General features: G+C 32.0%; 13 protein-coding genes and 2 pseudogenes. 10 read left to right on the forward strand and 5 right to left on the reverse strand.

Annotation, left to right across the window (positions count from 1 at the left end; genetic code table 11):
* The first annotated feature begins 68 nt into the window (after positions 1-68).
* From N4A31_04250 to N4A31_04260, 3 genes are read left to right on the forward strand one after another with little or no spacing between them, the layout of a single operon-like run.
* On the forward strand, positions 69-947 hold the full coding sequence (locus N4A31_04250) for a YihY/virulence factor BrkB family protein (protein MCT4635442.1): 879 nt from the start codon (positions 69-71) through the stop codon (positions 945-947).
* Entirely contained in the window at positions 944-1,831 is an 888-nt protein-coding gene (locus N4A31_04255) for a hypothetical protein (protein ID MCT4635443.1), read from the forward strand. Before N4A31_04250 ends, N4A31_04255 begins: the two co-directional genes overlap by 4 nt.
* On the forward strand, positions 1,828-2,634 hold the full coding sequence (locus tag N4A31_04260; protein MCT4635444.1) for a patatin-like phospholipase family protein: 807 nt from the start codon (positions 1,828-1,830) through the stop codon (positions 2,632-2,634). The genes N4A31_04255 and N4A31_04260 overlap by 4 nt, the downstream gene beginning before the upstream one ends.
* On the opposite strand, the gene nuoF is transcribed toward N4A31_04260, so the two are convergent.
* Positions 2,631-3,893, reverse strand: coding sequence for an NADH-quinone oxidoreductase subunit NuoF (nuoF, locus tag N4A31_04265; protein MCT4635445.1), 1,263 nt, complete (start codon positions 3,891-3,893; stop codon positions 2,631-2,633). The two genes, N4A31_04260 and nuoF, sit on opposite strands and share 4 nt — an antisense overlap.
* A gap of 156 nt (positions 3,894-4,049) precedes the next feature.
* Between nuoF and N4A31_04270 the strand changes: the two genes are divergently transcribed.
* The gene (locus tag N4A31_04270; protein ID MCT4635446.1) at positions 4,050-5,027 is read left to right on the forward strand and encodes a lipase family protein; all 978 of its coding nucleotides are present in this window, start codon (positions 4,050-4,052) and stop codon (positions 5,025-5,027) included.
* Between the two features lie 3 nt (positions 5,028-5,030).
* Here N4A31_04270 and N4A31_04275 read toward each other — a convergent pair whose 3' ends face one another.
* The 3 genes and pseudogenes from N4A31_04275 to N4A31_04285 form a co-directional block, all read right to left on the reverse strand.
* Complete coding sequence (locus N4A31_04275; protein MCT4635447.1) at positions 5,031-5,750, reverse strand: amino acid ABC transporter ATP-binding protein; 720 nt, start codon at positions 5,748-5,750, stop codon at positions 5,031-5,033.
* Positions 5,750-6,373, reverse strand: coding sequence for an amino acid ABC transporter permease (locus N4A31_04280; protein ID MCT4635448.1), 624 nt, complete (start codon positions 6,371-6,373; stop codon positions 5,750-5,752). Before N4A31_04280 ends, N4A31_04275 begins: the two co-directional genes overlap by 1 nt.
* A 51-nt stretch (positions 6,374-6,424) precedes the next feature.
* Positions 6,425-7,129: pseudogene (locus N4A31_04285) on the reverse strand (transporter substrate-binding domain-containing protein).
* 97 nt (positions 7,130-7,226) lie between these two features.
* Between N4A31_04285 and N4A31_04290 the strand changes: the two are divergent.
* The 4 genes from N4A31_04290 (at position 7,227) to N4A31_04305 (ending at position 12,632) form a co-directional block, all read left to right on the forward strand.
* Positions 7,227-7,628 (forward strand): hypothetical protein, encoded by a 402-nt coding sequence (locus tag N4A31_04290; GenBank protein ID MCT4635449.1) that lies wholly within the window; start codon positions 7,227-7,229, stop codon positions 7,626-7,628.
* Positions 7,629-8,057: 429 nt separating this feature from the next.
* A complete protein-coding gene (locus N4A31_04295; GenBank protein MCT4635450.1) occupies positions 8,058-11,405 on the forward strand; it encodes a PAS domain S-box protein in 3,348 nt (1,115 codons plus the stop codon).
* A 14-nt stretch (positions 11,406-11,419) separates the two neighbouring features.
* Complete coding sequence (locus N4A31_04300; GenBank protein MCT4635451.1) at positions 11,420-11,875, forward strand: response regulator; 456 nt, start codon at positions 11,420-11,422, stop codon at positions 11,873-11,875.
* A 10-nt stretch (positions 11,876-11,885) separates the two neighbouring features.
* The gene (locus N4A31_04305; protein ID MCT4635452.1) at positions 11,886-12,632 is read left to right on the forward strand and encodes an ATP-binding protein; all 747 of its coding nucleotides are present in this window, start codon (positions 11,886-11,888) and stop codon (positions 12,630-12,632) included.
* 17 nt (positions 12,633-12,649) lie between these two features.
* On the opposite strand, the pseudogene N4A31_04310 reads toward N4A31_04305, so the two are convergent.
* A pseudogene (locus N4A31_04310) lies at positions 12,650-13,038 on the reverse strand (hypothetical protein).
* 225 nt (positions 13,039-13,263) lie between these two features.
* Here N4A31_04310 and rpmI point away from each other — a divergent pair.
* Both rpmI and rplT read left to right on the forward strand, forming a co-directional pair.
* The gene (gene rpmI / locus N4A31_04315) at positions 13,264-13,473 is read left to right on the forward strand and encodes a 50S ribosomal protein L35 (GenBank protein MCT4635453.1); all 210 of its coding nucleotides are present in this window, start codon (positions 13,264-13,266) and stop codon (positions 13,471-13,473) included.
* Positions 13,474-13,483: 10 nt separating this feature from the next.
* Positions 13,484-13,741: 50S ribosomal protein L20 (gene rplT / locus N4A31_04320; protein ID MCT4635454.1), on the forward strand; the 258-nt coding region annotated here is incomplete at its 3' end.

A 13,741-nucleotide genomic window follows, 5' to 3' on the forward strand; every position in this document is an offset into this window, starting at 1 on the left:
TGACTATTTTTACTCAAGAAGCTAACCTAACTATATCTATATAGTTAAAACAATTAGCTTAATAATTTATGAAAAGACTATTTAAAATAATATGCAATTTTATTCAATTAAATAAAAACGCTATTGAGAATTTAATTAATCATGATGGGGTGGAACATGCAGGATATATGGCCTTCGTAACCTTGATTTCTTTCTTTCCTTTTCTTATTTTTATTATGGCTTTCACCTCATTTATAGGCAGTTCTGAATATGGTAAAGAAATGATTTCTCTGCTACTTAGCAATATGCCAGATTATTTACGCAGCACTCTTAATTCAAGAATAGAGGAAATAGTTTCAGGCCCCCCAGGAAGCTTACTAACCTTATCTATTTTAGGTGTTATCTGGAGCTCCTCATCAACAGTGGAAGGACTTAGAACCATTCTTAATAAAATTTATCATGTTAAAACTCCTCCTGCCTATATCTTGCGTAGATTACTGAGCATAGCTCAATTCCTTATAATCACAGTAATTCTAGTAGTAGCAATGGTTATTTTAGTATTTATTCCTATTATTTATCAAAAAATTAGCAGTATTGAATATCTTCAGCCAATATTTGAAATAACCAAAGAGTTAAGTGGAAATTTATTTACCCCTATTTGGAACAACACCCGATATATTACTCTAATTCTAACAATTTTTACAGGTGTTATGTTTTTATATAAAGTTATTCCTAATGTTAAACTACACTTAAGATCAATAATCCCAGGCTCAGTATTAGTCACTTTATTATGGACATTCGGAGGCTCTTTAATGTCTAAATATATTTATGTCTTTTCCCAAATAAATATTGTTTATGGTGGGCTTGCAGGATTTGTACTTACTTTATTATTTTTCTATATAATTCATATAATTTTCATTTATGGAGCTGAGGTGAACTATCTTATAAATAAGAATAGGGAAATATGAAATATCTATTCGTATTTATCACCATAATTATCAGTCAAATTTGCTTAGCTCTTAGTGATCCAAATTATGAAATTATTGATATGGAAATCTCTAATAATTTACCCTTTGTAAATCTTCAAGTAGAAAGCCAAAAAGCTAAATTCCTACTTGATACAGGAGCCAGAAATCAAGTTTTAGTTTTAGATAAAGACATATTATCTAAACTAACCACCATCAAAGCATTCAGAGCAAAAGAAAAAAGCACAGATATTACGGGCAAAGAATATATTGCTAAGAGATATATTTTACCCAAATTTAACATAGGAAAAATATCTTTTCTGCAGCAAAGAATAGTGGAAGACACAGACTGGGGATTATCAACAAAAAACATATCCGTCCCAAAAGATGGAGTTATTGGACTAGAACTTTTTCTTAATAAAGGAATTATAATAGATTACCCACAAAATAAACTAACCATAATTGATAGAAAAATGCCTATTGAATATGACACAGAAGATTGGCTTGAGTTAAAATTTAAAGTAGATCGAGAGGGGGTATCTATATACACTTCTATAGATGATGGGGGAGCAAAAAGATTCATTTTAGACACCGGTGCAACTATTTCAATTATTAAACCTAAATCTATAGGAAATAATAAGGTTAAGGATAACTGCAATATTTATCTATCCAAAAATGGTAAATGCAGCTATATAAAGCCTGAAAATCCAAAACTAAATAACTCCAATATTGGTGAATTATTTTTATATCTTTATGACTTTCCTCCAGAATTTGAAGCTGATGGTATATTAGGATATGACTTTCTAAGTAATAAAATAATTTATATTGATTTTGATAAAAGGATTACTAAGATCAAACTACCCTCTAATGAGAAAAGAAATAAATGAAAAATCCAAAGATTGCTTTAGTACTAGGCGGTGGTGGATCTAAAGGCTTTGCACATATTGGAGTTATTGAAGTTTTAGAAGAGAATAACATCCCCATAGAATTTATTATAGGAAGTAGTGCTGGAAGTACTGTAGGAGCTTTTTATGCCGATAATAAAAATATTGAACAAACAAAACAAATCTTACTAAAAGCTAAAAAAAGTGATTTACTAGACCATTCTTATATAGATTACATTAAAATGTTCTATAGTTTATCCACTCCTATAAAGGGGCAAGCTTATGAAAACTTTATTTTTGACAATATGAGAGCGAAATATTTCTCAGATTTAAAAGTCCCCCTAGCAGTAGTAACTACTGACATAAAAACTGGAGAAAAATTTGTTATCAAAGATGGACCTATAGCTCCAGCAATAAGAGCATCATCAGCTATTCCTCTTGTTATAGAACCTGTCAAATTATATGGAAAGACTTTGGTGGATGGAGGAGTAATTGAACCAGTGCCAGTACCCACAGCAAAATCATTTCATTCCCAATTAATTATTGCTATAAATATTAGTAACTCACCTCCAAATGATCCGCCTTATAATTCTATAGAATTGGGATATCGTGCATCATGGCTTTCATATTATACTTTAGCTAAAACTCAAGCAGAATTAGCCCATATAAATATTCACCCCAATTTATCAGGCTTTGGGATATTAGAAGATCATAGAAAAGAAGAATTATATCAGCTTGGAAGGCAAGCAGCTTTAGACGCTCTCCCACAAATTAAAGATAAAGTGAAGAACCTAAAGGCAAACTAAGATGCAGCTTTGATTCTTTCTTCAATCATTGGACGGAAATGGCGGATAAGACCTTGAATTGGCCAAGCTGCGGCATCACCTAAAGCGCAGATAGTGTGTCCTTCAACTTGTTTGGTAATTTCAAGAAGACGATCAATCTCACTGACTTCAGCATTTCCTTCAACTAAACGCATCATAATTCTCCACATCCAGCCAGTTCCTTCTCTACATGGAGTGCATTGACCGCATGATTCATGCATGTAGAATTTGCTTAATCTGGCAATGGCATAAATTAAATCTGTCGATTTATTCATCACAATTACTGAAGCTGTTCCAAGACCAGATTGAACTGCTCTTAAACTATCAAAATCCATTAAAACAGTATCGCATATTTCTTTTGGGATCATAGGAACAGAAGCTCCACCTGGAATCACTGCCAATAAATTATCCCAGCCACCAATAACTCCACCAGCATGTTTTTCTATCAATTCTTTAAGTGGGATAGACATCTCTTCTTCCACATTGCATGGTTTATTTACATGACCTGAAATTGAAAAAATTTTGGTACCTGTGTTATTAGGTTTACCTAGGGTTGCAAACCATGAGGCACCACGTCTTAATATAGTGGGGATCACTGCAATAGATTCAACATTATTAATAGTCGTCGGACAACCATAAAGTCCAACACCAGCAGGAAATGGAGGTTTTATTCTTGGCATACCTTTTTTGCCCTCTAAGCTTTCAAGTAGAGCTGTTTCTTCTCCACAGATATAAGCTCCAGCACCACGATGGAGATAAACATCAACATCATAACCAGAACCACAAGCATTTTTACCTATCTTACCATCCGCATAGGCTTCATCAATTGCTTTTTGTAGAGCTTTAGCTTCATGATAAAACTCGCCTCGAACATAAATATAACAATCATTAGCTCCAATAGCAAAGCTACCAATAACACATCCTTCTAACAATTTATGCGGCTCATGACGAAGAATTTCTCGATCTTTACAAGCTCCGGGCTCACTCTCATCAGCATTAACAACCAGATAATGAGGCTTAGCTGAATCTTTAGGCATAAATGACCATTTCATTCCAGTGGAAAAGCCGGCACCGCCTCTTCCCCTAAGGCCAGAGGCTTTAACTTGTTCAACAATCCACTCACGCCCTTTTGATAAGACTTTCGCTGTTTCACTCCAATCTCCTCTTTCTTTAGCAACAGAAATACCGAGGCCTTTCAACCCGTGTAAATTAGTAAAAATACGATCTTCTTCTTTTAACATTAAACTATAAGCTCTTAATTAATCTAATATAATATATTAAATTAATATACAATAATTCTAGAGTAACCACAATTATACTCTTTAGTTTCTTCTTAACTAATTATTAATCTAAATATTAGTAAACTATATTGATAATGTTATTAAATTAGAATTTATATGCCAGAAACAAATATTGATACTAAGTTCTCTTTGGAAGAAGTGCAAACAGCAGCATTATTCTCTGAATTAGCATATCACGAGCAAGACTCTAAAGAGTTTCAAGAAGTTTTTAAAGAAGCTGAAAAATATGGTGGCATTGAAAAAGTAGTATCTTTTCGTAAAGACAATAATAAAGAACTTGCCGGTCATGTTATAAGAACCGCTGACAAACAATTGATAACTGCTTATCGCGGAACAGATAACATAGATGAAGTGATCAGTGACTTGGACGTCCCTCATAAAGCTATACATTTTAAAAATGGATTCACAGGCTATGCACATGGAGGTTTTCTAAGTGAGTTCTATAGCTCTAACGAAAACAGAAAAAAGGCCCAGAAAGAAGCCTCAGGTGGACAAGAATGTAGTAAAAAATCTGTTGGACATAGTTTAGGAGGTGCATTAGCAACCATTTCTAAATGTATCGACACAGAAGAAAACCCATCAATAGAATCTAAAACTCTCACCTTCGGAGCGCCTTTATGCTTTTCTCACGAAACGGCCGATTACCTTTTAAAAAACACTAAAATATTTGACCATACTCTAAATATTCAACAAAAATATGATCCTGTTCCTCTAGCCTTAAAACCTTTGGATTATATTTCTGTGGGCCATGTTGTTACATTGCCAACTGAACACCTAAACTCACATGGATTGCAAGCAGGATATGACCACAACTATTATGAATCATCTATTCAACAAGGACTAAAGAACCTAAAACCTGTTACTTCCGTACCTGAATATAGCGCTGCAGGATATACAGCTGCCGTTACAACTAATGCAGCCACTCTTGCACTAGCATTAAAAAAAAGAAATATGAAAACAGCCATGTCTTTAGCATTTCCTGTAATTGCCGCAGTAAGGGGAGTTTTTATAGACTCAACTAAAACTCATTTAGCTCCAAAGAAACCCACCTCTAAAATAACTCATCACCACTAATATCTACTGCAATATTTTCTCTAAAAATATTTTTGCTCTTTTTGTTTTTGGAGATTTAAAAAACTTAGCAGGAGCTGCTTCTTCCATCACCTTTCCATCTGATAAAAATATAATCTTATCAGCAAAGTTTTTAGCAAAATTCATTTCATGAGTTGCCATAATAATGGTGATCCCTGTATGAACAAAGGACTTAATTATTGATAATACGTCTTGCACCATTTCAGGATCTAAAGCTGAAGTTGGTTCATCAAGGAGCAAAATTTCTGGATTCATACATAAACTTCTAGCAATTGCCACCCGTTGTTTTTGCCCTCCAGACAAAGCATCAGGGAATTGATGAGCCTTATCTTTTAAACCAACTTTTTTTAGCAAATTCATTGCTGTTTGTATTGCGTCCTTTTTTGAAAGTTTTAAAACTTTCTGAGGTGCAAATATCATATTATCTAATACAGACATATGAGGAAATAAATTAAAATGCTGGAACACCATCCCAATTTTTGGTCTATATTCATTTATATTATTTTTAACTAAAGAAATTCCATTAAATAAAATCTCTCCTTGATCAATCTCTTCTAAAAAATTTATTGATCTAAGAATGGTTGACTTCCCACCACCAGATGGGCCAATCAAAGCCACCACTTCACCTGGCTTAACATTAAAACTTATATCATCCAACACTAAATGATCAGCAAATTTTTTACTTATATTCTTTAATTCTAAGATCATTGTTTCTTCAACCTTTTTTCTAATAGTTTTCCAGCTAAACTTAAAAGAGTTACTAAAATATAATAGCAAATAGCAGCCACCGTTAAAGGTTCTAAATAACTATATTGTTCTGCTGAAACAACATTTGCTCTCCGCATAATATCTGCAACTCCAATTACTGAAATAATTGAAGATTCCTTCACCATATTAATCGCTTCATTCACTAATGACGGCAAAATATTTCTAATTGCTTGAGGCATAATGATATGTTGCATCATTAATCTATAAGGCATACCTAAAGACTTAGCAGCCTCAAATTGCCCTCTATCAACTGATTCAATCCCAGCTCTAATATTTTCAGAAACATAAGCACCTGAATTCATAGAAAAAGCTATAATTCCTGCAGCAAAAGCTGAAATTTCAATACCAAGCAAAGAAGGCATTGCAAAATACATAATAGATAATTGAAGCAATAATGGCGTTCCTCTAAAAACAGAGAGATAACAAATTGCAAAGGTTTTTAGAAGTTTGTTTGAACTAATTCTAAACAAAGATAAAATAGTTCCAATCACCAAGCCGAAGAATACTGAAATTAAAGCATATTGAAGGGTGACCCCTATTCCAACAGGAATATAAGCCAAAGACTTTAATAAATTACCATATTTAGCATGGCCTTGTTGATTGAACCAAATATTTGCTATTTTTTCTATGGCCCCTTCTTTTTCTAAACTTTCTATTGCCTGATTAAACTTTTCTTTTAACTCTGATCCTTTTTTAAAAGCTATTGCATAACCATCACCAGACTTAGGAAATACATGAGCAATAAGACCGGGATTAGCGCCCAGAATTTCTTTAACCTGACCTTCTTCTAAAAGCAAAACATCAATCCGCCCTAATTTTAATTCTTGAAGCAAATGAAGATTATTAGATAAAAATTCAACACTCACATTAGATAATTCATTTTGCTTTTCCTTAGCAACTCCCTCCATGATGCTACCTAATTGAGCGCCTATTCTCTTATTATCTAAATCCTCAATATCGACACCTTCTTTAGCAATTCCTACAATTGAAGCTTGATAATAAACATTAGAAAAATCAACATTAGTAGATCTTTCAGGAGTTAAAGTTAATCCAGATACTACAAAATCTACCTTACCAGTTTGAAGAGCTGGAATTAGACCATTAAACTCTAATTCTTGAATCTCTAATTTCATTCCCAGTTTCTCTGTTATTTCTTTAGCCAAAGCAATATCAAAACCAACAACTTCACCATCCTTTTTATATTCAAAAGGAGGATAGTCAGGAGAAGTTCCAAGCTTGATAATAGGCTCTTCGGTTTTTTCTTTGCATGCTACCACTGAAAACAATAACAAACAGATTATAATTTTTTTTACCATAAGATATCTTGCATAAAATCACATATTACTGTAATATAATGCATATATTTGCATATTTCAAGAATAATATACGCTACAATGCAAAAAGGAGCTTGTGATGAATGATGATATTATTGAAATAATAAAACGAGGAATTAACGAACAACAAGTTTTATTATCAGAATTGACTAAAATAGGGCATAGCATTACTCAGTCAAGCATATCTCGAAGACTAAAGAAAATGGGAATAAAGAAAATTGGCGGGAAATACAGGCTTCCAAAATCTGAAGAAAGCAAAATAAAAAACATAGCTTTTATAAAACCCAACTTAGTAGTGATTCATACACTTCCAGGACATGCTAGTGCAATTGGAGCAATTATAGACGAAACATTGGTAAGCAACCCTAAATATCAAGAATTTGTAGGAACTATAGCCGGAGATGACACCATCTTCGTTGCCATTGAAGGTGAGGCTCATGATAGAGTTATATCTGCATTAAAAAACTTATTAATGTGTTAGAATTAAATAATGGATGCTTCACTATAATTATTTCTAATATTAATTATTGCACAATTTTTCTAGAATTTTCTCTCTAAGTATAGGATTACAGCAAACGAAGAAAACTCAAGAATGAAAATTACAATGTTTTCTAAAAGTACCCTAAAACAAAACTATGACTTTCTCTTTAGCAAAAAATTTATATTTGACTCATAACTATAGTATTTCCTCTATTATAAAGAACATTTTATGTCTTATTATAACGAGCATCACTTTTTGATTATATTTATCAATCTACTTAATACAAAGTTGCTCCTATTATCTATAAATAGATAATGTAGCCATTAATATCAACTATTGAGCAATATACAGAACTTAGCTATTATTAGATATGACATGAAGATAATTATCAAAAATTTGCTCAACTTAACAAAAGAAGTAGAATAAACAATGAGAAACAATAAGATTTATAACTTTTTCAGAGTTTCTACAATAATTCTTCTACTATCTTTAGTAACTAATATTATAGTTCATTATTTTGAAAATCATGTACAAAAATCAGTTCAACATTCCATTAGGGATATTCTAGAAGTTAAATCAATTCTTTCTTTAGCCCAAGATGCTAAAAAGGTTCAAATTGCCTTTTTTCATCAAGATAAATACATTTATTTACAAATCTATAATAACGCTATAAACAACATTTATTCAAAACTATATGCTTTCAAAAAAGCAAAGTCAGATAATGTAATTAGAATAATTACATTACTTGATAAAGTAAATATAGATCTTAAGAAGTCTATCACTTTGTTTCCACAGGAAGAAATTGAAGAATCATATGTCCATTCAGATTTAACCATAGCTCCTATGGAAAGTATAATTAAAGAAATTAGTAAAATGTTGTATGAAGAAAATAAATCTTTATATCAAAGTCAAAAAACTCTAGATAATCTAAATTCCTTGAGCTTCCTTCTAAAGATAATTCTTATTATTACTTTTGCAGTGTTTCTTTATGGTTTAAGAAGATATTATATTTATATAAATAGTTTAGAAGATAGAAATTTGAGGCTAGAAAATATCATTGAAGGAATAACTCATGGAATAATTATCGTTGATAAAAACGGCATTATTAAATCTTCAAATGAACCTGCACAAAAAATCTTTGATTATTTAGAAGATGAATTAATTGGTAAATCAATAGATTTGCTTATACCTAAAGAATATCATACCCAGCATAAAAAAAACATTGCTTCATATGTATATCATGGCTGTAAGACAATGATGGCTTCTGGAAGATTTGTGAGCGGAGTTAAGAAAAGTGGTGAAAAAACTTTGTTAGAAATTGGTTTAAGTAAGATAACTACGGCAAATGGTTCCACTCAAGTTATTATAACCATTGTTGATGCCATAGAAAGAAATTATTTAATTGAAAATTTAAGTAAATCCAATGAACTTAATCGAGCAATTTTAGACGCCTCTAATCACCTAATCATTTCCACAGATTGTCAGGGTATAGTAACTCAGTTTAATTCAGCATCTGAAGAATTACTTGGATATACAGCAGAGGAAGTTGTTGGAAAACAAACTCCTGCTCTTTGGCATGATAAAGAGGAAGTTGCAAAACGCGCCGAAGAAATAAGTAAGGAGTTAGGTGAGAACATTACCCCAGGGTTTGAGGTGTTCACAATTAAACCTCGTAATATTGAACCTGAAAGGCGGCAATGGACATTTATTCGTAAGGATAAAACAACATTCCCCGTTCAGCTCACAATCACTTGTATTCGTAATGAAAACAAAAAAGTTATAGGATATTTAGGTGTTGCTGAAGACATCACCCAGCGTAAACTATCTGAAAGCTTGTTAGCAGCCAGCGAAGAAAAATTTCGTGTAATGTATGAAAACTCACCAGATGGTTATCTCATCATGGAACTTAATAAAGCAAAAATTACTGATTGCAATCGTATGGCAGCAAAAATGCTCAATGGCACAAAAGAGCAAATCTTAGGCTTAACTCCTGATCAATTATCTCCTGAGTTTCAACCAGATGGGAGAAATTCTAATGAACGGGTCCAAGAAAATATAGAAATAATCCTTAAGAATGGCTCTTATCGTTTTGACTGGGTGCACAAAAAAATAACAGGTGAATTATTTCCATGTGATGTAAATATTTCATTAATTAACTATGAAGATCGTCAGGTTCTTTTAGTTGGTTGGCGTAATATGGAAAAGCAAAAGAAAGCCGAAAAAGAACTAGAAGACTCTAAACATTTTTTAAAACTAATTTTTGATAATAGTCCATCAATTCTGTTTGTAAAAGATCAAGATTTTAGAATTGTCGAGGCTAATTCATTGTTCTTATCTATGTATCCTAAGAGTCAACAAAACAAAATAATTGGATACACAACTATTGAATCATATAATAAAAATGATGCAAAAGAATTCTTGAAGAATGATCAAAAAGCCTTTGATGAAGGATATTCTGCTGTTACCGAAACTCTTATCACCCCTGATGGGATACAGCGCACACTTTACACTCAAAAAGTTAGGTTTGAAGATGGGAAGAATAATCCTTTCATATTAGGTATTGCAACTGATATTACTGAATATGAAGCAGAATTATTATTGTTCCAGCAGATGCACAATATTATTTCTGATATAAACATCAGTTTTACCGATAAAATACAAAGAATCTTAGAAGAAGGATGTAGATATTTTCAATTATCTTTAGGAATCATTGCTGAAGTTAGTAATGGCAGGCATAATGTCCTTTATAGGACAAATACTCAAAGTCCTAAATCAGGAGAAGACTTGTCTTTAGAAAATATATGCTCTAATATTACATATGAACATAATGATATATTTTATTCGGATAATTTGAGAGTCGCTCAATCTTCCGATGACTCTTCTATAAAATCTTTAACTTATATTAGAACAAAAGTTATAGTCAACGGATCTCCTTTTGGAGAAATTGTTTTTAGTGATGCAAAAGAGCGTGGGAAGCAATTCTCTAATCGTGAGATTGCTATGTTAAAATATATTGCTCAATCGGTTGGTTTTAAAATAACTCAACAAAACTATTTATTGGAGAAAAACAAACTAATAGATAAACTATCTGAGTCTAACGAAGAACTAGAACGCTTTGCATTTGTATGTAGTCATGACCTACAAGAGCCACTTCGTATGATTCGTAGTTTCTCAGAAAAACTACAAATGCATATGGGAGAACATTTTCAAAATGATACAAAGGGAAAAAAATATTTCCGTTTTATTACCAATGGTGCAGAACAGGCGCAAGACTTAATTCAAGATATTCTTACTTATTCGAGTATTGATAATGATACTCATCCAATGGAAGAAGTACATCCGCAAGAGCTAATAGATGTTATTAAGAATAATCTTCATCTTAGTCTTAAAGAAAGGGGTGGAAGAATTACCTATGATGAACTGCCAATGTTATACGGTAACAAAACTCAGTTTTTCCAATTATTTCAGAATCTTATAAACAATGGAATAAAGTATCAAGAGTTGGACTCTACCCCCCATGTTCATGTTAGTATAAAAGATTCTGGTGAATATTGGCAATTTGCTGTTAAAGATAATGGTATTGGTATTGAAAAACATCATTTAACTAAGATATTTAATGTTTTTCAAAGACTAAACAGAAAAGGTCAATATCCAGGAACAGGTATAGGACTTTCTATTTGTAAGAAAGTGGTCCAAGGACATGGTGGAAAAATTTGGGTTGAATCCAAAAAAAATATAGGTTCCACATTCTATTTTACAATTTTAAAAGCTAACTAATGTAGAGAAAGATTATGACAAATAATATAAAACTAGCTGAAATACTTCTTGTTGAAGATAATGAAGGAGACATTGAATTAACTAAAGAAGCATTTGATGAAGCCAAATTTCGTAATAATCTTCATGTAGTGGAAGATGGTGATGAAGCCCTAGATTATTTATTTAAACAAAATAATTATGTGGACGCTATTACCCCAGATATTATTCTTCTTGATTTAAATTTACCTGGAACAGACGGTAGGGAAGTTCTTGAAAAAATAAAAGCTGATAAATTTTTAAAAAGAATTCCTGTTATTGTTCTAACTAGTTCAAAAGCAGATAAAGATATTATAGAAAGCTATGATCTGCATGCTAATTGTTATATTGTGAAACCAGTAAATGCTATAAAGTTTATGGATGTAGTTCAGCATGTTGAGAACTTTTGGGTGGATATTGTATGCCTTCCACCGCATTCAGACGAAGATAAATAAAGGTTGTTTCATGGAGTTAATTCAGCAAAAACTAGAACGTTTAGAGCGCGAACTTGAAGATTTAAAAAAAGAATACCAAGAATATGCTTATATAATATCTCATGATTTAAACGCTCCTTTACGATCTATTGAGGGATTTGCTGCTATAATCTCTGAGGATAACGCTAATAAATTTGATGATAAAACAAAAAAGAACTTTGAGTATATAGTTAAATCTTCTGAGAATCTAAAAAAGATAATATCTGCTCTACTGGATTACTCTAGAATAAATACAATGAATAACGTTTTTTCTCAAGTTAATTGTAACGATTTACTTTGTGAAGTAAAAGATCAACTTAAAGAAATTATAGAACAAACAGAATCAATTATTTTAATTGAAAATTTGCCTATAATACAAGGCGATAGAGAGCAACTTATAAAAGTATTCTATCACCTATTAAAAAATGCATTACTTTATAGAAAAGAAGGGGTTAGACCCAAAATAGTTATTGCGTGTAAAGATAAAGTAAATATATGGGAGTTTTCTATTAAAGATAATGGGATTGGTATAAAAGATAACCTTAAAGAAAAAATATTCAAAGTTCTCAGAAGAGCTGTTTCTAATAAGAAATATCAAGGCATAGGAATGGGATTGAATATTGCTCAGAAAATTTTAAATAAACATCACGGAAATATATGGCTAGAGTCAGAATCTGATTCTGGGTCTACATTCTTTTTCACTGTTAAAAAATATTTAGGGGCTGTCCTAGATAATTAGTTTAAATATCTCTTACCCTATTGTTGTATAAGGATTATCTGAGTTATGGGATTCGGGTTATTAAATCTCCATTCACACTCTTTTAAAAATAGCTCAAAATTATCTTTAGGTACACCATTAAATTTTCTCATATACCTCTTGGCTTGATTCCAAAAATTCTCAATTCCATTTATATGATTCTTTTTATCGGCAAATAGCTTATGTTAGCTTTGCGGTGACCACCAAAATAACTTTCATCTACTTCCATTTTTTCAGCAAAATAATCATCACTCTCTAATTTAATCTCATAAGTTATTATTTTTCTTAGTCTATGAAGTCTATGAAAGGAAAATGCTGCTGTAGTCTTGTTTATTCCTGCAAGACTTGAAGCACAGCGCACCGTAGTTCTAGCTACAAAGTGCTCTATTAATTTGTTTTATTTTAGTTTGCTTAGTCTGTTCTTTCTCAGTATTCCTATATAACATTTTATTGTTATCCAGGACAGCCCCATAATTTTTATTGATATTTTCTTAAAATTCTCTATACTGTGTTCTTCTAAAAATATTTTTAGAAACATTACAAGTAGTATGGCTTATATAATGGCATGCCTAATCTACTTAGAAATTCCAATAATAATATAATGAGGAACGAAATGCCGAAAATGAAAACAAATAGTAGTGCCAAAAAGAGATTCTCTTTCACTGCTAGCAACAAAGTACGAGGCACCCAAGCTGGAAAGCAGCATGGTATGCGTAAAAGATCCCCTAACCAAATTCGTAATCTTCGTGGTACCACAATTTTATGTGATGCGGATCGTAAAATAGTTATGCAATTCATGCCATATGGTAAAAAATTTAGATAAGGATTAAGATATGTCTCGTGCAAAAAATGGCGTTGTTGCAAAAAGACGCCACAAAAAGGTTTTAAAATTAGCAAAAGGTTTCCGCGGTAGATCAAAAAATTGCTTCCGTATTGCCATCGGAAAAGTAGAAAAAGCATTACAATATGCTTATAGAGATCGTCGCACTCGTAAGCGCGACTTCCGTGCTCTATGGATCCAAAGAATCAATGCTGGCGTTCGTCAACATGGATTGGTTTATTCTCAATTCATTAACGGGCTGACACTTGCA

Source organism: Rickettsiales bacterium, assembly GCA_025210695.1.
GTDB lineage: Bacteria > Pseudomonadota > Alphaproteobacteria > Rickettsiales > CANDYO01 > CANDYO01.